Source organism: Streptomyces olivochromogenes (assembly GCF_001514115.1).
Taxonomy (GTDB): Bacteria; Actinomycetota; Actinomycetes; order Streptomycetales; family Streptomycetaceae; genus Streptomyces; species Streptomyces olivochromogenes.
On the sequence record NZ_KQ948491.1, the window covers coordinates 32,532 to 50,569 of the forward strand.

The following is an 18,038-nucleotide window of genomic DNA, read 5'->3' on the forward strand; positions in this document are numbered from 1 at the left end:
ACAGCCGCGCAGGCGCACACCAGCAGGATCGCTGTGAGTGAGTACCACCGGCCCCGCCGTGCGCGCGGGTCGGGCACCGAGTCGAAGTAGGGGCGCAGGTCGGCGATCCGGCCGCTGTCCAGCGGGCCCAGTTTCACCAGCACGGCAGGTATGGGAGGGGATGCAGCAGCAGGCACGGGCCACCTCGTGATCATCTGGCTTAGACACCACAATGATCACGAAGCCCGTGCCTGCCTTGTTATGCGCCCCAACCGGTCACAACCCGACCAGCCGCACGACCCCGGAACTTGCAACCGCCCTGCCTTCTCGGTGGGCAATAGTCGCTGAGTTCCCTGCCTCGTCCACGGATGACGGGCCGTCTGAACGTGCCTGGACCAGGGCCTGTTACCTCGTCCGGGTGACCACAGACTGTTCTGACCCAATCTCGCTCGTAGTGCGCAACTCTCATCTCTGTCGGGATTCCTTCAGTCTGGGTGAAGTCGTGGAGGCGTGGGTTGGCTCTGGCCGTAGTGCGCGATCTGCGCGAGTACCGGGCGCCGGTGAGCGCGGAGGAGCTCGCCGAGTTCGAGACCGACGTGCTGGCGGGGTTCGTGCTCGCGCGAGCCTCGGCCGGCCTGGTCGACAGCACGATCCGCAACGACACCAATCACCTGGAGCTGATCCGGGACTGGTTCGGCCGTCCGCTGTGGGAGATGGAGCCGGCCGACGCCGACGTCTATTTCGGCAAGGTGCTCCGCGACGCCAAGCCGTCGACCCGGACCGGCCGGGCGGGTGCGCTGGCGGTGTACTTCCAGTTCCTTGAGCTGCGGCACAAGGTCGAGCTGCACAACCTCACCGGCCGTGTGGTCGAGTGCCCGCTGGACGAGATGAACCGGCCGCGGGCCTCGGTGGAACCGCAGCTGCGGATCCCGCCCAGCGAGGCGGAGATCGAGGCGCTGTTCGCCGGATGGCGCGAGGAGCTGGTGACCTGCCGCAAGTTCGGTCCGGCCGCCCGCAACTACGCTGTCGCCCGGCTGGCAGCGGACGTGGGACTGCGGATCAACGAAGCACGGATGCTCGACCTGGACGACGTCCGGTGGGAGCTGGGCCGGTTCGGCAAGCTCAACGTCCGGCACGGCAAGGGATCCCGGAGGCGCGGGCCGAAGCCGCGGCTGGTGCCGCTGATCAACGGCGCCGACCGCAACCTGCGATGGTTCATCGTGTGGGGCCACTTCGACGCCGACCACACCCGGCCCGGTGCCCCGCTGTTCCCCTCCGAGCGCAAGAACCGGGACGGCTCGTGCTCACGGGCGACCGCCGACGTCTTCCGCCGGTCGCTGGCCGATGCCGCCGCCCAGCACCTGCCCACCTGGGCCGGGAAGCTCACCCCGCACGTACTGCGGCATTTTTGTGCCTCCCAGCTCTATCTAGCCGGCATGACCTTGTTCGCCATCCAGGAGCTACTCGGACATACCTGGACCGGAACCACGGCCCGGTATATCCACGTCCATGGCACCCACGTCGAAGACGCCTGGGTCGCCGGACAGCAGCGCGCCACCGACCGATGGAAAGGACTGGCCCAGTGAAGTGGAACCTTCGCCTGGCGGCCGCCAACCGCGGCATCTGGAAGGCCAGCGAACTCCAACGGATGCTCGCCGAACGCGGCGTGGTGATCAGCGCGGGGAAGATGTCGGGCCTGTGGTCCGGCCAGCCGAACACCGTCAAGCTCGACGAGTTGGACGTCATCTGCGCGGTGCTCGCCTGCGGCGTCGAGGAACTGCTCCTGCCCGAGCCGGAGCGAGTGCCGGAGCCGACACCAGCAACCGACTCACAGGCCACTGCGGTGGGCCAGCCACGCGCCGTCGCCCCGCGTCCTCGCACCGGCCGGTCCCTGCCGCCACGATGACCTGCGTGCACTGCGGCAAGCCGCTGCCCGAAGGATCGCGGCGGGACCGGGCGTACTGCGACAACAAGTGCCGGGGCCTGGGCTCCTACTACCGGCGCAAGGCGGGGTGTGCCACCCCCACCGCGCTGGCAGCACCCCGCCCTCACCTCGGACAACCCTGTGCTGCGGTCGGCCGCAGCACATGCCAAGCAGCTCGGCGAGGCCAACGGATGGTCGCCGTCACTCGTGCGGTGCGCGATGGACGGCCTGACGGTGGTGCTGGGCGAATGCCCGCCCGGCAAGCCCGTGAAGCTCACCGAAGTCCGTGCGCGAATACCGCGACACGCCTCCAGCCTTCGGGTCGCCGAGGTCCTCACCGAACTGGAGCTGCTGGAAGACGACAGCGTGTTGGCGGTCCGCTCCTGGATCGAGAACCGCACCGCCGAGCTGCCCGCCGGGTTCGCCAGCGACGTTCGTGCCTGGCTGCTGGTCCTGCTCGACGGCGACAGCCGTGCCAAGCCCCGATCTCGCACCTGCGCCTACGTCTACTTCGGCGGCGTCCGCCCCCTGCTGGAGAACTGGGCGACGACCCGTGGGCACCTGCGCGAGATCACCGTCACCGACGTTATGGCCGGGCTGTCACCCCTGTGCGGACGGCAGCGGCGCAACGCCATCGCCGCACTGCGCTCACTGTTCCGCTTCGCCAAGAAGCGCGGCCTGATCTTCGCCAACCCCACCGCCCGCCTGAAAACCGAAGACATCCAGCGCAACTTGCTGCCGATGACCGACGCTGAGGTCCTCGCCGTCCAGCGGGTCGCCGTCATGTCGGCGTACTTCTCTGTGTGCACCGCCAAGTACAGAGTTGTGTGCACCGCGGTAGCTCCCGTTCGGTGGCCTGCTTCAGTCCCGTAACGTCTGCTCTCTCAAGTACTGGAGAGCGATGAAGGGGACCTCTTGGAGGAGAGCGAAGCACGAAGACTCGCGGAAGAGTTCGGCCGGACCCTGACCGACCGTTGGGACGAGTGGGCCTTCAAGCTTGGGCTGTGGGCGACTCCGGCTGTCACGGGCATCTATGGCTTCACCTGGTATCCCACGGCGAAAGACGAGCAGGGGCGCCAGATCAGGATCGGGGGGAACTGGCCCATCCTCGTCGACCAGGACTCGGGGGCATGCCGAGTCGTGCACGGGCCAAACGAGATGGCCGCGCTCAGAGGCACGTCAGAGGTTCGCACTACGCGTTGGCGTGACGCCACCGCTCGTCGGCAGCCCCGCCCCGACGGCCGCTAGCTCGTCCGGGGCAGCTGCCGAGAGGAGCCGCCCTTTTGTCAGGCTGCGTCTGTGTCTCGTTCGATGGCAGCGAGGCGGTTCTTGAGGCGGTAACTGGGCCCGTTGATGGAGATCACGTCGCAGTGGTGGAGGAGTCGGTCGAGGATGGCGGTGGCCAGAACCTCGTCACCGAACACCTGTCCCCATTCGCTGAAGGTCTTGTTCGAGGTCAGGATGATCGAGCCCTTTTCGTACCGCTTTGAGATCACCTGGAAGACCAGGTTAGCCTCCGCGCGTTCGAGGGGCTGGTAACCCACTTCGTCGACCACGAGAACCGCCGGCCGCAGGTAGCTGCCGAGCTTGCTGGTCAGGCGTCCTGCGCCCTCGGCGGCCTTGAGGTTGCGGACCATGTCGTCGAGGCTGGTGAAGTAGATCGAATACCCGGCCCGACAGGCCGCAACTGCGAGGGCGACAGCGATATGTGTCTTGCCCACTCCCGGCGTTATCAACGGGGCTTGAGTCCCTCTCTTCTATGTCTGCGACGAGCGTCACCGTGAGCTTTCTGTGTCGTTGATGCATTGCTATCAACGGGAGTTCTTCAACGAGACGGAACGGCATCAGTGGCACACAGCTTGGCGGTCCGGCCCTCGAATGGGCAGCGGACATGGACCGTGATCGACGAGAAATATCGGACGGTCGCCCCGGTTGAGGAGTGGTTGGAGGCCCACCGTCCGTTGTGGTCACCGAACACCGTCCGTGGCTATGCGACCTCGCTGGCCCAGTGGTGGACATTCCTTGAACAGCGCGACGAGACCGCGAGGTGGCGTGACCTCGGGGTCCCGGCGGTCACCGGGTTCCTGTCCTGGCTGCGCAACGGCCGCACCGTTGAGCACATGTTGGTCGAGCCCGAACAGGTGCCTGCGGCAGAGACGTTGGAGGCGAGGCTGGCTGCGTTGATCTCCTTCTACCGCTGGCAGGAGGCGGTGTTCGCGGTTCCCGTCGCGGGCCGGCTCATGCGCGGGGCACCGCGCCGGGCCCCGGCCCGCGGCCTGCTCGCGCACCTGGACGCCCGCAGCACGCCGGGGCCGTCCTCGCTGGTCCGCGTCCGGCGTCACCGCCATCGCGGACGGCCACCCCTGCTGCTGCCGGCCGAGATCCAGGGGATCCTTGACGGCTGCGCGATGCCGGACGCCTCGGTGGGCGAGTGGGCGGGGAACCTGCGCGACCGGCTGCTGTTCGCCCTGCTCGCCGAGAGTGGGATGCGGCTGGGCGAGGCCCTTGGCCTGCGGATCGGCGACTTCGTCATGGGCCGCGGCAGCACGCCCTATGTCGAGATCGTCCCGCGCGAGGACAACCCGAACGGGGCGAGGGTGAAGATGATGCGCCCCAGACGGGTCTATGTCGGCACCGACCTGGAGCGGTTGTTCGCCGACTATCTGACACATATGGCCTGCCGGGCCGCCGAGGTGGGCATCGAGATCGGTACGGACTCACCACTGCTGGTGAACCTGACCGGCCCTCCACTGCTGGCGGCCCTGCGGGAGGGGACGGTGCAGGACAAGACCGCCGCCCTGCGCAAAAGGAGCATCGGCCCGTCCTCGTGGACGCCGCACTGGTTCAGGCACAGCCACGCGACCGCGTTGCTGCTGGCGGGGACGCCGGAGTGGGTGGTCTCTCGCCGCCTCGGTCACGTCCACGTCCAAACTACGCTCGACCTCTATGGCTGGGTCCGCGAGGACGAGGCCCTGCGGGCCGCGGCGAACTGGAAGTCCTACATCGCCTCCTGGCAGGTAACCGATGGCCGGTGAACGGCACCATCTGCATGCCGTCGGCGGCGAGGATCCCATCTGGCGCCTGTGGTCTGAGCTGCCCGAGCCCTGGAAGGGGCCGGTCATCGGGGACGGCATCGAGGACTGGGACAAGATCACCGAGAACGACGACCGCAAGATCGACCTGACCGGCCTGCCCGACCCGATCCCGGCCGAACTGGCCTGGATGTCACACTGGCAGGCCCTGGACGGGACCCGTTCTGCGGTGCTGGGCACCAACCAGCTCGCGAACATCCTCCGCCGGGCGGGGAGCGAGAATCATCCCTTCCCGCCCTCGATCCGGGCCATGGACGGGGAGACGGCCGTCGCCCTACAGCGGTGGTTCTATGCCACCCGCTGGGGCCGGCTGCCCCCGCACGGCAGCGTTGCCCGGCTGCGGGTGATCTTCCGCTTCTCCCGTCTGGCTCTGCTGGCCCGATGCTCGGACGGGCCCTGGTGGAGCCTGGACGAGTGGCATCCCCGATGCGATCCCCGTATTCCGCTGTCGGAACATGAACCCCAGGCCCACTACGGCTGTTCGCCCTCCAGGATCAGCCACCCGTGGCTGCGGGAGGCGGCGAAGTGGTGTCTGGGCACCCAGATGGAGGCCGGAATCCTGCGCTGGTCGACGGTGAGCCAGGAGCGGATGCGCTGCCTAGTTCGCTTCGACCGGTGGCTGTCGACGTTCGCCGACCCACTGGACGTCCTGGGCGATCCCGCCCACGCGGTCCAACTGGCCGCCGCCTTCCGCCGCTGGGACTCCGACCCGGCCAACCGGCTCACCCGCCAATCCGAGCGGCGGTTCGCCCACAAGCCGGTCCACCCTCGCCAGATCAACGACGACCTGCGGGCCGTCGCCGAGCTGTTCGCGTTCGTCGCAGCGAACCCTGCCGAGGCCCGCCAGGTCCTCGGAGTCGAGCCGTGGTCCCGGGTCACGGACGCGCACGCGGCGGCTGGTTCCGCCAGGTCTCCCGCATCCCGCACCAGCGGGACCTCAACGACGAGCACTACGTCGACGACCACGCGCTCGCGCAGATCCCCGCGGCGCTGCCCCTGCTCGGGCTCGGCCGCGACGAGCAGATGGCCCTCACCCGCGGCGACGGGCACCAGATCAGCGCCCGCGGCTTCGATGACCCGCAGGCCATGCGCATGATCCTGCTGCAGATCCTCACCGGTCGGCGGGCCAGCGAGATCCGCACCTGCCTGTTCGACTGCCTCTCCCCGGTCCCCAACAAGACAGTCGACGCCGCCGAGGGCGAAGAGGTCGCCCGGTTCCACTACGCACAGAGCAAGATCGATATCGCGCCGGACAACATCCTCGTCGACCGCGAGGTCGTCGCGATCATCGAGGAACAGCAGCAGTGGATCCGCGAACGCTTCCCCGGCATCACCCCACGCAATCTGTTCATGCAGCGGACCGGCAACCGCCAGGGTGACAAGCCCTACCCGTCGGGCACCTACAACTGGATGCTCCGCGAGTTCAGCAAGACCGTGAAGATCACCGACAGCAAGGGCAAACCGGTCGGCCTGAGCCACACCCACCGCTTCCGTCACACCCAGCTGACCAGGCTCGCCGAACTCGGCCTGCCCGTCCATGTGTTGATGCGCTATGCCGGACACGCTACCCCGTCGATGTCCATGCACTACGTCGCCGCCCGCCAGGAACACGCCGAGCAGGCATTCCTGGCCACCGCCAAGCTGCGGGCGGACGGCACCCACGTCACCTTCTCCCGCGACGACCACGACAGCATGCACCTGCTCAACCGGGCCGACCGGTTCCTGCCCCACGGCTGGTGCATGCTGCCGCCCCTGCAGACCTGCGACAAGGGAAATGCCTGCCTGACCTGCTCAGTCTTCGTCACCGACGCCTCGCACCAGCCCGCCCTGGAGCGGCAACTGGCCGAGACAGAAGCCCTGATCAACCGCACCACCACCGCCTTCCAGGAACAGCACGGCCGCCCGATGCCCGAGGACAACATCTGGCTCCTGCAACGGCGGGCCGAGCACGCGGCCCTCACCAAGCTGCTGGCCACCATCCGCACCAAGCCCGGCCAGGCAGTCCAGGGCGCCGGCTGCGGAGCCGCCCCCACCGGCCCCGTCGCTCTCACCCTCGACCTCGACCGTCACCGAAGGACCCGGCCATGACCGACCCACGCACCAAGCGCACCCAGACCCTGGCCGCCGCCGCGAAGGCAAAGTCCCAGGCCAAGACGGAGGCGGCGGAGAAGGCGATCCGCACCTTGGTCAAGCGCGGCGAGCCGATCACCTTCCAGGCCGTCCAGCGCGAGGCCGACGTCTCCCATGCCTTCCTCTATAACCACCCTGACCTGCGCGGACGCATCGAACGTCTGCGGGCCCAGGCCCGTCCGGCCGCACCGGCGCCTCCGGCCAACGAGCAGAGCACCCTCGTCCTCGCGCTGACCGGTCAGATCACCCGCCTGAAGCAACAGCACCGAGAGGAAGTACAGGCTCTGCGGGACGCACTCGAACAGGCCCACGGCGAGAACCTTGACCTCCGACGTGAACTCGCCCGCCGCGGCGCAGGTATCACACCGACGCAAGCTCACGCTATCGGGCCCTGCTGACGTCAACACATCTCATCCAGACGGTCAACAAGCCGACGCAGCTTGCGGGAACTGCGCTCGGACATTGACGTCATGACGGTCTCCAGAAGCTGCCTGGCCTCCCATGGCGACCCACAGCACTCGAAGATCCCGCAGCCGCCGTCGGGATACTCCACCCACAAGCGACGATAGGGATGGCGGACGAACCCTCGCCACATCCGCAGTGCCGCACTCACCTTGCCGGGCCACAGATCATCCCGCGTCCACTCAAGCCGGGCGATCACTGCCAGGGCATACGGCGATAGCCCACGGATAACCGAGGTTCGCGGATGAGATCGGCACCGAAACGGAAGGCCGGCACGGACCTTGCCAGGCCGCCTACGCGGCACGGCCCTTTCTGGTTGTAGTCACACGGCGATTCTTCCATGTCCGGCAGTCCCGGCTCCACCCCCGGCGTCCGGACCACGGCGAACGATTCATCGATTGAAGGAATGTCCTGAACTGGGAGATCATCTGCCAGCAGAGACCGAACCGTTGATAACGCCGGGCCCTAGCAGAGCGGCGTTGGCCTTGGCCTCGACGAAGGAGAGGGTGGCAAGGTCCTTGATCTTGCGCGGGTCGAGCTCGGGCTGGAACGAGAAGTCGTAGTCATCCAGCGTTTTGTGGTGCGGGAGCTTCGAGATCCGCAGACCGGTGCGGAAGCGGCGGTCGTCACGGACAGCAAGTTCCTCGGAGAGAACCAGGTCGATGAAGTCGAGGTAGCCCATCTTGGCCTCGTCGGCCCGCTGGGCGTACTGAGTCAGGGCTTCGGCCAGGTGAGGCAGGCCCAGCTTGTCGGCCGTGTTGCGGATGCGGGTGGAGACCAGCTCGCTCAAGACGATTCCTTCGCGCTCGGCTTGGTGGTGAAGGGGCGGGTGCCGGTCAGCTCGTCGTAGACCGACAAAGGCCTGCGGCCGACCTCGACCTGGGTGGCTGCGGCCCGGTTCAACAGCGCCGCCAGCGGCCCGGCCTGCAAGCCCGGAGCGTCGTGGCGGCGAGGCCTCGGCAGGCCGCCGTCGCCGGTTGTGACACGGCGACCCGCTCCCGTTGGCAGGCCGTCCCAGTGCTTCTCATCCACGATGCGGGCGCCTCGGCCGACCGCCCGCGGATGGGTGGCCAGCAGGGTTTCGCCACTATGATCGGGGGCGGTGGCATGCAGCATTACCTGGGACTTCGTGGCCCTGACTTCGACCAGCTGGCGGGGGCGGACCTTGCGGGCTGGCACCGAGTAGAGATTCGCGTCGAAGGCGACGAGGCAGTCCTTGCCGACGTGGCGGAGATGCCGCTGGGTGACCACATAGGGCGTCTGTGGCAGCGGGCGGAGGGCCACGTGGTCGCGGATCGCCCTGAGACCGATGACCTCGCCGTGGGTGCCATGGACCTTCGCCCGCCGCAGCGGCACCCAGGCGGTGAACGCGGCGTCGAGTTCCTCGATGGAGGAGAAGGCGCGTCCCGCCAGGACGTGGTCGCGGACGATCAGCACCTGCCTCTCGACGCGGCCTTTGCCCGTGGGCCGGTAGGCAGCCAGCACGTCGGGATCGAAGTCGTAGTGCCCGGCAAAGGCGACGGCTTCAGGATGGAGAGGGACGGCTTCACCTGGTGCGACGTGCCGGCGGACCACCGTTTTGGTGCGGTCGTAGACGATCGACATGGGGACGCCGCCGAAGTGCGCGAATGCCTGGCGGTGGCAGTCGAAGAAGGTGGCCAGATCCTGGCTGGTGGTGAAGCAGCAGAACGGATCGCGCGAGTAGGACAAGGTCATGTGGAACGAGTAGACCTTGGGAATGCCGACGTGGGCGAGGATCTTTCCCTCGTCGCCCCAGTCGATCTGGGCCTGGGCCCCGGGCACCACCTCGAACCTACGGTGGAGACCTGCCAGTTCACCCGGGCTGATGCCCAGTTCCTCCGCGATCCGGGGTCGGGCTTCCTGCAAGTACATCTTGATCCGCTGGTAGCTGCCGGTGAACCCGTACTCGCCCACCAGACGTTCGTGAATCACGGCCCCCTTGAGCAGGATCTCGGCCCGCAGCATCGCGTCGATCAACGGCGCGACCTCATCCACCATCCGCCGGTACGGCTGCCCGTTGGGAGCCCTTCGCGGCGGCGCGACCGGGGTCTCACCCGACAGGTACTTGGCGACCGTGCGCCGGTTCAGCCCGGTCTCCTTCGCGATCTCCCGCAGGCTCATCGCGCCGGACTCATACAGACCGCGAAACCGCCTCAGCTCCAACCAGCGATGCGGATCCAAGACCACTGTCGCCGCCCTCCACCGACCCCGAACAGGACGACAGAAGACTTGCGCGTCACCGACGCCACCGCATCCAGAACGGTGCACTTTCATCCGTACGCGGTGGTGCGCGTTCACTTGTACGCCGACACGTCACCCCGGCGCAACGGCTGATCGTCGCCCTGGCCGCCGTCCACGCCGCCCGCGCTACGGCCATCCGACGCCTTAGCTTGGACGATCTTGACCTGCCCAACCGCCGGATCACCATCACCGGACACGCCCAGCGGCTCGGCGAACTGCCTCATCAGACCCTGCTGGCCTGGCTCGCCCAGCGTCGCATCACCTGGCCGAAGACTCCCAACCGGCACGTATTGATCAACGCGAAGACAGCCCTGGGAACCGGGCCTGTCAGTGCCGAATACCTCAAGCGGCACCTGCTGCACCAGGGCGCCTACCTCGAACGCATCCGCGGCGACAGGGTCCTGCACGAAGCACTGACCGTCGGCGCCGACCCGCTGCACCTCGCCCTGGTCTTCAACCTGTCCCACACCGCCGCGAGCCGCTACGCGGCCATCGCCCAGAACCTGCTCGACGACCAGACGGGAGTCCACCGAGATGCGGCCGGAAGGGAGAGCGGGCGCTCTTGACGGCCGCCCGTAAAGGGATCCGCGACCGAACGACGCTGGCAGAGCAGACAGAAAGGACCGACACGGCTGCTGTCGAGGAGCTGCCGTTAAACCAGTGGCGTCCCCGTGGACGAACCTCATAGCTTGTGCACTCGTGACTGATGCTCCGAAGATGCGCCCGAATCCACACGACCTCGGCCGGGTGTTCAACGAGGTGCCGGAGCTCTACGACCGGGTCCGGCCGGGATACCCCGACGAGCTGTTCGCGGACCTTGTCGCCGTCACCGGCACGGACGACAGGTCGTCGGTGCTGGAGGTGGGCTGCGGCACCGGTCAGGCGACGCGCTCGCTGGCAGCACTCGGATGCTCAGTGACCGCCATCGAGCCGGGCGCAGACATGGCCGCACTCGCTCGCCAACGGATCGCATCCTTCCGCAACGTCGAAGTCGAGACGTCGACGTTCGAGGAGTGGGACGACCGCGGCCGACGCTTCGATGCTCTCGTGGCTGCGTCGTCGTGGCACTGGGTCGACCCGTCGATCGGCTGGCAACGGGCGCACGACGTGCTCCATCCCGGAGGCTGGATGGCGCTGCTCGGCCACGTCGTTGTCCGCCGGCCGGGAGAGCCAGAGGTATACGCCGAGACCGCCGATCTCCACGAGCAGTTCTGCCCCGGGAACCCCGGCTGGGGTCATCCTCCCCTGGAGGACGACGTGCGCACCACCGACGAGGGCTGGGGCCTGGTCGACGATCCCGGAGGACTGTTCGGCCCCACGATCGTGCGCTGGTACCCGACCGTTCAATGGTTCAACGGAGACGGCTTTGCCGATCACCTTCGCTCGTTGTCGCTGTATCGGAGGCTCGACCGCGACGTCCGTGAGCCCCTGCTCGACGCAGTAGCCGAGCGCATCCGCACGCGGATGGGCGACCGAGCATCACGCCGTTATCTGAGCGTCCTCCGTGTCGGACAGCGCGCCGAGTGAGCCCAGTGGTGAAGGACCTGCCGATTCAGCGGCGACGGACCCACCGCACTTTCACGCCTGCCTGCCGAAAACGCCGTGGGTTCCCGGTGAAAGCACCTCAGCCGCACTGAACCCACGGCGGACGTCCCGGTAAGAAACCTGTCACCAGCCGCAAACCGGTGTGTGGGCTGGCTCAGCTGAGGAGTGCGGTGAGGGTTGCGGTCACGGTGGCGACGAGGGTGATGACCGTGGCGAAGGTGGTGGCGGCGTGGGTGAGGGCGGCGGGGTAGGTGGCGCCGTCCATGCGGGCGAGCTTGCCCGCGCCGGCGGCAGCCAGCAGCGCGACGACGATCACGAGTGCGGTGGTCAGCAGGACGATGGCGAAGGCCACGGCGGGCTCCCTGTAGGCGGTGGGGTGTTGACGTGGTCGAAGGTCGCGGAAACGGTGTGCGCCGGGGTTCGCCGAGACGAAGATGGACACCGGCGAACACATCAGGGCCTCGGGGGCGAGCACGTGCACGGCAAGCAGAGCGACGACAGTCCGGCACTCACCGAACTGCGCGAGAGACTGGCCGAGGGGCTGGCCCGGGCCCGGCTGAATCAGACGCAGCTCGCCAAGCAGGCTGAGCTGGGGCGCACCACGGTGTCGGAGGCGCTCTCGCCCACGAAGCCGGTGCCGTCTGCGGAGACGGTGGCGGCGTTGGCCCATGTGCTGAGGCTGCCGGTGCGGGAGCTGCTGGAGTTGCGGCGGACCGCGGCCGAGGAGTCGGGCACGGTTACCCCGGGCGGGCCGGGGCGTCCGATCGGACAGTGGGATCCGCATGATCTGGAGGTTCATCCGGCCGGGCCCCTTCGGGCCCAGGTATGTGCCCCGTGAGCATGACTGAGTGCTGGGGGAAGCGGTCCGGGACGCTGCGGCCGGCCGCAGCCGGATCGTGGTGCTGGTGGGCAGCTCGTCGACGGGGAAGACACGGGCGTGCTGGGAGGCCGTTCAGCCCCTCGCGAAGAAGAAGGGATGGCGGCTGTGGCATCCCTTCGACCCGACCCGGGCGGAGGCCGCGCTGGAGGACCTGCACCGTGTCGAGCCCCGCACCGTGGTGTGGTTGAACGAGGCCCAGCACTACCTAGGCAACCCGGTATCCGGTGAGCGGATCGCGGCGGCCGTGCATCACTTGCTGGTCAACCCGGAGCGCGGGCCCATCCTCGTGCTGGGCACGCTCTGGCCCGAGTACGAGAAGCAGTACACGGCCCTGCCTCGTCCAGGAGCAGCAGATTCGTACAGCCGGGCACGGGAACGGCTCGCCGGCCACACCCTGACCGTCCCCGACGCCTTCGACGCCCAGGCTCTGGCTGCGGCCGCTGTCCTTGCCGAGAGCGGTGACCAGCTGATAGGCGACGCCCTCACCCGCACCCGAATCGACGGACGCATGACCCAGGACCTGGCCGGCGCCCCCGACTCCTCAATCGCTACCAGAACGCCAGCCCGGCCGCCAAGGCACTTCTGGAAGCGGCGATGGACGCGCGCCGCCTCGGCGTCGGCCTCCACCTTCCCCAGGCCTTCCTCACCGACGCCGCCACCGACTACCTCGATCAGAACGACTACGACCAGCTCACCGACGACTGGGCAGAACAGGCCTACGCCGAACTCGCTCTACTCGTCCACGGCAAACAGGCCCCCCTGGGCCGCACCACCCCCCCCGCGCCCCACGGCGCCCGCCTCCCACCGCCGCCACCGAAGCACCGGCCCCGCCGACTGCGGGACCACAGTTCCGGCTCGCCGACTACCTCGAACAACACAGCCGCACCACCCGCCGCCACCTGTGCCCGCATGCCTCCTTCTGGCACGCCGCCCACACCCACCTCGTCCACCCCGACGACCTGGGCAACCTCACCGAGGCAGCCGAGGAACGCCACCGCCTGCAATGGGCCCACCACCTCCGCCACCGCGCCGCCACCCACGGCAGCACCACCGCTCTGCTCCGCCTGGCCGAGATGCGGGAGGAGGCCGGGGACCGGGAGGGCGCCGAAGCCTTGGCCCGGCAGGTCGCCGACCGCGGCAGCACCGACGTCCTGTACCGCCTGGCCGAGATGCGGGAGGAGGCCGGGGACCGGGAGGGCGCCGAAGCCCTGCTCCGGCAGGCCGCAGACCACGACAACACCGAAGCCCTGTACGAGCTGGCCAGGATGCGGGAGGTGCATCAGAAGTCACTGGCCATACGGCCTGGACCCGGACGGTACGCCGACACATCCATGGCAACCGCCGTCGGCTCCCACCGTGCTCGGCTGACACATACCGCCAGACGTATCGCATGGGACGCTGTCGTTTGCGGTTGGTGACACAGTTCTTACCGGCACGTCGGCCGTGGGGTCAGCGTGACTGAGGGGCTTTCACCGGGAACCCACGGCGTCTTCTGCAGGCGTGCTCGGAAGTGCGGTGGGTTCGTCGTCGCTGAGTTTAGTGAGCGAGGCAGGTACCTGCGACAGCTGCCACCCATCGGCGCTCAGCGATCGCGCAGTCGCCGGATTCGACAGGGCTTCTCCGCACCGACGCAAATCCCTTGGATAGCCTGGCAGTTGACGCCGTAGTCTCCCCGGATGACTACCGTTTCCGTCGAAGATCTCGCACGTGCATGCAAATCTGTCGGCGACCTGCTCGCCGAGGTCCGCCCCGAGCAGTGGAAGGCGCCGACGCCATGCACGGAATGGAACGTGCGCGAGGTGGTGGCCCACCTGGTCGGCATGGACCTGGTGTTCGCAGCCATGATCGAGGGCGGCCCGATGCCCGAACGCGGAGTAGACCGCCTCGGTGACGACCCGGTCGGAGCCTACCGGTCCTCCAGTGCTGCGCTGCTGGCAGCTTTCTCCGGCCCTGGGGTGCTGGAGCGGAGTTATCGCGGACCTTTGGGGAGTGCCACGGGCGCCGAGCGCTTGCAGATCCGCCTGTACGATCTGCTCGCTCACGGATGGGACCTCGCACAGGCCACCCAAGTCCCTGCCCGGCTGCCCGAAGACGTTGCCGAGCGTGCCCTGGCGTTCGCTCAGGCCCAACTCTCCAGCCAGTCCCGAACGGGACGATTCGCCGAGCCGCGCCCCGTAGAGGAGACCGCTCCGGCCATCGATCGCCTTGCTGGGTTTCTCGGCCGCCCGGTCCCACCACAGCTGTGAGACCGATCGAGTGCAACTGACCGCCCCGAAGCCACGCCCGCTGATGATCTCCGGGCGTTGGTGAAAGGCAGGCCGCGAGCGCCTGATCGGCGGGGGACTCATTCGTTCCCGGCGGTCTGCTCGATCTGGCCGTCGAGCAGGTTCTGGGCGATGGTCGCGTAGCGGCTCGCGGTGGACTTCGTGTTCCGGCCGCAGGCGAGCCTGGTCGTGCTGTGGGCGCTGGGAGACGACCACACACGGCGGGTCATCGAGCGGGCGCACGAGCGGGCCATCTCTGTGACTCTTGGCTGGCTGGAGGACGCGGTCGCGGAGACCCGGTGGGCGTCCAGCCGGAAGCGTGCAAAGGCACCGGCCCTGGTGGTGGCGCGGTTCAGGCACTTCGATAACCGCAACGGATTTCCCCTACTTCACGATCACTGCCTGATCCTCAACCGGGTTCAGCGCCTGCACGACAACGGGAAGCTGGTGTGGGGTGCTCTCGACACCATCCGCCTCTACCAGCACGTCGTGGCCGCCGGGACGCTCTACACCCTCACGGTGACGACGGAGGTGTGTGAGGAGCTGGGGCTGGCGACCGTGCCCCGGGAGGTGACGCCGGGACTGCGTCCAGTGATGGAGATAGCCGGGGTCGATCAGGTGCTGATCGACTGGTCCTCCGCCCGCCGTCAGCAGATCGAGGCGGCGTTGGAGGGCATCACCGACAAGTACGTCCGCGACCACGGGCGGCTGCCCGGCGAGCACGCCCGTCATGGACTGGCGTGGCAGGCGGCGCAGGGCACCCGCCCGGAGAAGAAGACCGCTCGCCCTCTGGAGCAGCTGCTCGCGTGGTGGCGTGTGTCCGCGATCCTGTGCTTCGGACAGCAGCTGGTCGACGGGTTGCTGGATCGGTGCCGTGCGGCGGAGTCCGCGATACGGGCCCGGGTGCGCCCGCTGGTGGACACCGCGCTCGCCGCCGTCGACGTCGCCGCGGTCGACTTCACCGTGCGGGGCACGTTCGCCCGGCGCCACGTTCTGGCCGAAGCCCGTCGGCACCTTGGCGAGACCTTGCGCGGCCGCGCGTTCGTGCCCGGCCTGGACGACTACTTCGCCGACCGAGCCCTGGCCCGGCACGGACGCCAGCTCACAGTGCCCCAGGAAGGCCGCCGGACCCCGGCGCCGGACCAGCTCACCTACACCGCCGACTTCCCCTGGCCTGCCCGCTGGTGGATCGCTGGCACCGATGGCAAGCCACCCCGCGCGGCGACCCGGTACGAGCGGGCCCGGGTCGCCAGCCTCGCCCTGCAGAACGCGATCCGCACCGCCCGCACCGCATCCGCCGCCACGCGGGACGAAGCCCTCGCCGCGACCGCGTCGGCCGCCGCACACTCCGACGACCACGACCAGGCGGTGACCGAGCCGCACGCCGTCGACCACCTGGACCGTGACGCCGCTCTCACCCCGGTGCAGCGGGCCGCCGCTGTCCACGCCCATCAGCAGGCTGCGATGCCGGAGCTGTTGGAGGGCCGGACGACCGACCCCGCGACGTGGGTGCACACGCCGGAGAACCTCGCCCGGTTCGCCGCCTTCAAGCGCGAGGCCGATGCCTGCCGCCGTGCCAACGCCGAGCAGGACCGGGAGCAGAAGCCCACGACCACCGACCCGGGCAGCCAGCAGCAACACCAGCAGCCCGGCCCCGAGCACGGACACGGCCCCGGACCGGGCCAGCGGACCTGACCGCCGCGCGCACGGGGCGACTCAAGGAGAGCGCCGCGGAACCGTCCTGCGGGACGGGGGACGAAGTCGCCGGGCCAACCGTCGGGACGCGACCGGCAGGCAGGCCCCGGAGCCGCCGGGCGGCGGCCAGAGTGCCGGGACCGACCCCCTTGAAGGCGGAGGACCGAATGATGGACCCGACCGGGCGTCAGCTCTCGCCTGAGCGCCTGCAACAGATCCGACAGCTTGTTGAGGAGAGCCGACGGCGCCGAGCGGCGCTGTACCCGCCTCCGAAGCCGCTGCCGCACCGTCGCCGAACGCCGCAGTGCCCTGGCGGCCCGCCGAACCCGTGGCGGCTCGCGCGCCACCGTGGGCGCCGCAGGGGATGAACCGAACGACGCGGTGCGCGCCACACCGATGAACGGCATCGTGCGCACCAAGGCGCGCCACGATGAACTTCATCCTGCGCACCGGTGCGCGCACCGACGATGCAGTTCACTGGGCCTCCGCCAACCTGAATCCGCAGGTCAAAGTGCTGGCGTGACCGGTTCTCGGAGTCCTCGTGCTGGTTGCGGGCAGCTGTCTGAGGAGTAGATCGTCTGTCAGCGGTTGATTTCGAGGTTCGTCAGAACGAGCAGGGCGCGCAGGAGGTGGGTGGCGCGAGCGGGATCAGTGCGGAGCTTGGTCAGGATCCGCCAGTTCTTGAGGTGGGCGAAGCCGTGTTCAACCGGTGCGCGGCCGATGGCGAGGACGCGGTTGGCGGTCTTCTGGCCGGGGGTGAGCTTGTGGGTGCGGCTGGCGTGGAAGCCGGTGACGATCACGGGGTCGAGTACGTCGTTGTCCAGGCCGCGGAAGCCGAGGTCCGCCAGGGCCCCGAGGCCGGCGGCACGCAGGTGGGCCAGGACGTGGTCCTGGCGGGCGGCGGTGTTGTCGTGGGTGCGGCCGGGCCGGGCGGCGGATATCCAGATCAGGCGGCCTCTCTCGTCGGTCAGGGCGAGGAAGTGCAGACCGTGTTGGTGGTGTTTGCCGGAGTAGTTGCGCCGGTCGGCCTTTCCGGTGCGGCGCTGGGTGCGGATGAGGGTGCCGTCGATCAGCTACCTCTCCGCCTTGCCTGGCGACCTTCTGCAGGGCGCGGTCCAGTCGCGGCGCCTGCGCGGCCAGGATTGCGATCAGCTCGTCGCGCCAGCGGCGGACGGTGGACTCGGACACGTTGTTGCCGCCGGCCATGTCGGCCAGGCGCTGGTCGTGGCGCAGCACGGCCAGGACGATTACCGCGATCTTCCCGGGCGGCAGGATCCGCCACCTGGACCGGATCACCTTCAGGTGACGTCGCAGCAGATCGGCGAGGTGGTTGACGGTGCGCGTGGACAGCGGAAGGCAGCACTGGTAGACAAGCGGGCAGGTGTCCTCGGCGTGCTTTTTGGTTTTCGTCACGCAAATCCAACGGCCGCCGGGGGCACCGTGGTTACGCCTGCGCCGCGCTGTCGCAGGCGGCAGATCAGGTCACAGGCGGGTGGTGAACCGGCCGTCGGGCAGTTTGCGCAGCCAGCCGCGGTCGACGAGTCTGACCAGCTTCCCACGCAGCGGTTCCAGCTTGGACCGCACGCTGACGTCGATTGTCAGCGCGTCGCCGACCTGACGGGCCATCACCGGTTCGGCGGCCTGCCGCACGGCGGCGAGAATGCGCTGGTAGTCCGGCGGGAGCATGGTCTCCTCCGCGTCCGGCGTGCGGTGCGGGATGAGCATCACCGCTCGTCCGCCCACCTGTCCGGGCGTCGGCGCGGCCGTGGCGCGTTCGTCGGCGCGCTGTTCGCTCATCCGCTCCA

16 protein-coding genes and 3 pseudogenes are annotated in these 18,038 nt (G+C 68.7%); 13 read left to right on the forward strand and 6 right to left on the reverse strand.

Annotated features, from left to right (window positions below; translation table 11 throughout):
* The first annotated feature begins 494 nt into the window (after positions 1-494).
* From AQJ27_RS49005 to AQJ27_RS49015, 3 genes are all read left to right on the forward strand, one after another.
* Positions 495-1,565 carry a tyrosine-type recombinase/integrase gene (locus AQJ27_RS49005; RefSeq protein WP_067385090.1) on the forward strand — a complete coding sequence of 357 codons (1,071 nt, stop codon included), beginning with the start codon at positions 495-497 and terminating at the stop codon, positions 1,563-1,565.
* Complete coding sequence (locus AQJ27_RS49010) at positions 1,562-1,885, forward strand: helix-turn-helix domain-containing protein (RefSeq protein WP_054231981.1); 324 nt, start codon at positions 1,562-1,564, stop codon at positions 1,883-1,885. Before AQJ27_RS49005 ends, AQJ27_RS49010 begins: the two co-directional genes overlap by 4 nt.
* A 108-nt stretch (positions 1,886-1,993) precedes the next feature.
* The gene (locus AQJ27_RS49015) at positions 1,994-2,776 is read left to right on the forward strand and encodes a site-specific integrase (protein WP_159064648.1); all 783 of its coding nucleotides are present in this window, start codon (positions 1,994-1,996) and stop codon (positions 2,774-2,776) included.
* 413 nt (positions 2,777-3,189) lie between these two features.
* Here the strand turns inward: AQJ27_RS49015 and AQJ27_RS49025 are convergent.
* Positions 3,190-3,639: pseudogene (locus AQJ27_RS49025) on the reverse strand (ATP-binding protein); the annotation flags it as partial.
* Positions 3,640-3,801: 162 nt separating this feature from the next.
* On the opposite strand from AQJ27_RS49025, the gene AQJ27_RS49030 reads away from it, so the two are divergent.
* From AQJ27_RS49030 to AQJ27_RS49040, 4 genes are all read left to right on the forward strand, one after another.
* The gene (locus AQJ27_RS49030) at positions 3,802-4,938 is read left to right on the forward strand and encodes a tyrosine-type recombinase/integrase (protein WP_201264549.1); all 1,137 of its coding nucleotides are present in this window, start codon (positions 3,802-3,804) and stop codon (positions 4,936-4,938) included.
* Positions 4,928-6,091, forward strand: a complete 1,164-nt coding sequence (locus AQJ27_RS59855; protein ID WP_235614089.1) for a hypothetical protein — start codon at positions 4,928-4,930, stop codon at positions 6,089-6,091. The genes AQJ27_RS49030 and AQJ27_RS59855 overlap by 11 nt, the downstream gene beginning before the upstream one ends.
* Positions 6,092-6,345: 254 nt before the next feature.
* Positions 6,346-7,083, forward strand: a complete 738-nt coding sequence (locus tag AQJ27_RS59860) for a tyrosine-type recombinase/integrase (protein ID WP_235614091.1) — start codon at positions 6,346-6,348, stop codon at positions 7,081-7,083.
* Positions 7,080-7,523, forward strand: a complete 444-nt coding sequence (locus tag AQJ27_RS49040) for a DUF6262 family protein (RefSeq protein ID WP_067385102.1) — start codon at positions 7,080-7,082, stop codon at positions 7,521-7,523. The genes AQJ27_RS59860 and AQJ27_RS49040 overlap by 4 nt, the downstream gene beginning before the upstream one ends.
* Positions 7,524-8,047: 524 nt before the next feature.
* On the opposite strand, the pseudogene AQJ27_RS49050 reads toward AQJ27_RS49040, so the two are convergent.
* Together AQJ27_RS49050 and istA are read right to left on the reverse strand one after the other, a co-directional pair.
* Positions 8,048-8,377, reverse strand: a pseudogene (locus AQJ27_RS49050) (ATP-binding protein); the annotation flags it as partial.
* Entirely contained in the window at positions 8,374-9,795 is a 1,422-nt protein-coding gene (gene istA / locus AQJ27_RS49055; protein WP_067385107.1) for an IS21 family transposase, read from the reverse strand. The pseudogene AQJ27_RS49050 and the gene istA, both read right to left, overlap by 4 nt.
* Before the next feature lie 203 nt (positions 9,796-9,998).
* Between istA and AQJ27_RS49060 the strand changes: the two genes are divergently transcribed.
* Positions 9,999-10,415 (forward strand): hypothetical protein, encoded by a 417-nt coding sequence (locus tag AQJ27_RS49060; RefSeq protein ID WP_201264547.1) that lies wholly within the window; start codon positions 9,999-10,001, stop codon positions 10,413-10,415.
* 181 nt (positions 10,416-10,596) lie between these two features.
* Entirely contained in the window at positions 10,597-11,376 is a 780-nt protein-coding gene (locus AQJ27_RS49065) for a class I SAM-dependent methyltransferase (RefSeq protein WP_235614087.1), read from the forward strand.
* A 172-nt stretch (positions 11,377-11,548) separates the two neighbouring features.
* Here the strand turns inward: AQJ27_RS49065 and AQJ27_RS59865 are convergent, their stop codons facing one another.
* Complete coding sequence (locus tag AQJ27_RS59865) at positions 11,549-11,746, reverse strand: hypothetical protein (protein ID WP_067385130.1); 198 nt, start codon at positions 11,744-11,746, stop codon at positions 11,549-11,551.
* 123 nt (positions 11,747-11,869) lie between these two features.
* Here AQJ27_RS59865 and AQJ27_RS59870 point away from each other — a divergent pair, with 123 nt between their 5' ends.
* The 4 genes from AQJ27_RS59870 to mobF all read left to right on the forward strand — a co-directional run bounded on the left by AQJ27_RS59870 (position 11,870) and on the right by mobF (position 16,233).
* Positions 11,870-12,232: a helix-turn-helix transcriptional regulator gene (locus tag AQJ27_RS59870; protein WP_067385112.1), complete on the forward strand. Its 363-nt coding sequence runs from the start codon at positions 11,870-11,872 to the stop codon at positions 12,230-12,232.
* A gap of 1,115 nt (positions 12,233-13,347) precedes the next feature.
* Positions 13,348-13,692, forward strand: coding sequence for a tetratricopeptide repeat protein (locus AQJ27_RS59875; RefSeq protein ID WP_235614086.1), 345 nt, complete (start codon positions 13,348-13,350; stop codon positions 13,690-13,692).
* Between the two features lie 258 nt (positions 13,693-13,950).
* Positions 13,951-14,520: a TIGR03086 family metal-binding protein gene (locus AQJ27_RS49085; RefSeq protein ID WP_067385118.1), complete on the forward strand. Its 570-nt coding sequence runs from the start codon at positions 13,951-13,953 to the stop codon at positions 14,518-14,520.
* Between the two features lie 171 nt (positions 14,521-14,691).
* Positions 14,692-16,233: a MobF family relaxase gene (gene mobF, locus AQJ27_RS54160; RefSeq protein WP_201264546.1), complete on the forward strand. Its 1,542-nt coding sequence runs from the start codon at positions 14,692-14,694 to the stop codon at positions 16,231-16,233.
* Between the two features lie 581 nt (positions 16,234-16,814).
* Here mobF and AQJ27_RS59880 read toward each other — a convergent pair.
* The gene (locus AQJ27_RS59880) at positions 16,815-17,306 is read right to left on the reverse strand and encodes a transposase family protein (protein WP_341866171.1); all 492 of its coding nucleotides are present in this window, start codon (positions 17,304-17,306) and stop codon (positions 16,815-16,817) included.
* A 409-nt stretch (positions 17,307-17,715) separates the two neighbouring features.
* Positions 17,716-18,038, reverse strand: a pseudogene (locus AQJ27_RS49100) (hypothetical protein); the annotation flags it as partial.

Coding starts and splice junctions, on each gene's coding strand:
- AQJ27_RS59855 (WP_235614089.1), top strand. CDS start 4,928: ATGGCCGGTGAACGGCACCATCTGCATGCCGTCGGCGGCGAGGATCCC.
- AQJ27_RS59860 (WP_235614091.1), top strand. CDS start 6,346: ATGCAGCGGACCGGCAACCGCCAGGGTGACAAGCCCTACCCGTCGGGC.
- AQJ27_RS49040 (WP_067385102.1), top strand. CDS start 7,080: ATGACCGACCCACGCACCAAGCGCACCCAGACCCTGGCCGCCGCCGCG.
- AQJ27_RS59875 (WP_235614086.1), top strand. CDS start 13,348: ATGCGGGAGGAGGCCGGGGACCGGGAGGGCGCCGAAGCCTTGGCCCGG.
- AQJ27_RS49085 (WP_067385118.1), top strand. CDS start 13,951: ATGACTACCGTTTCCGTCGAAGATCTCGCACGTGCATGCAAATCTGTC.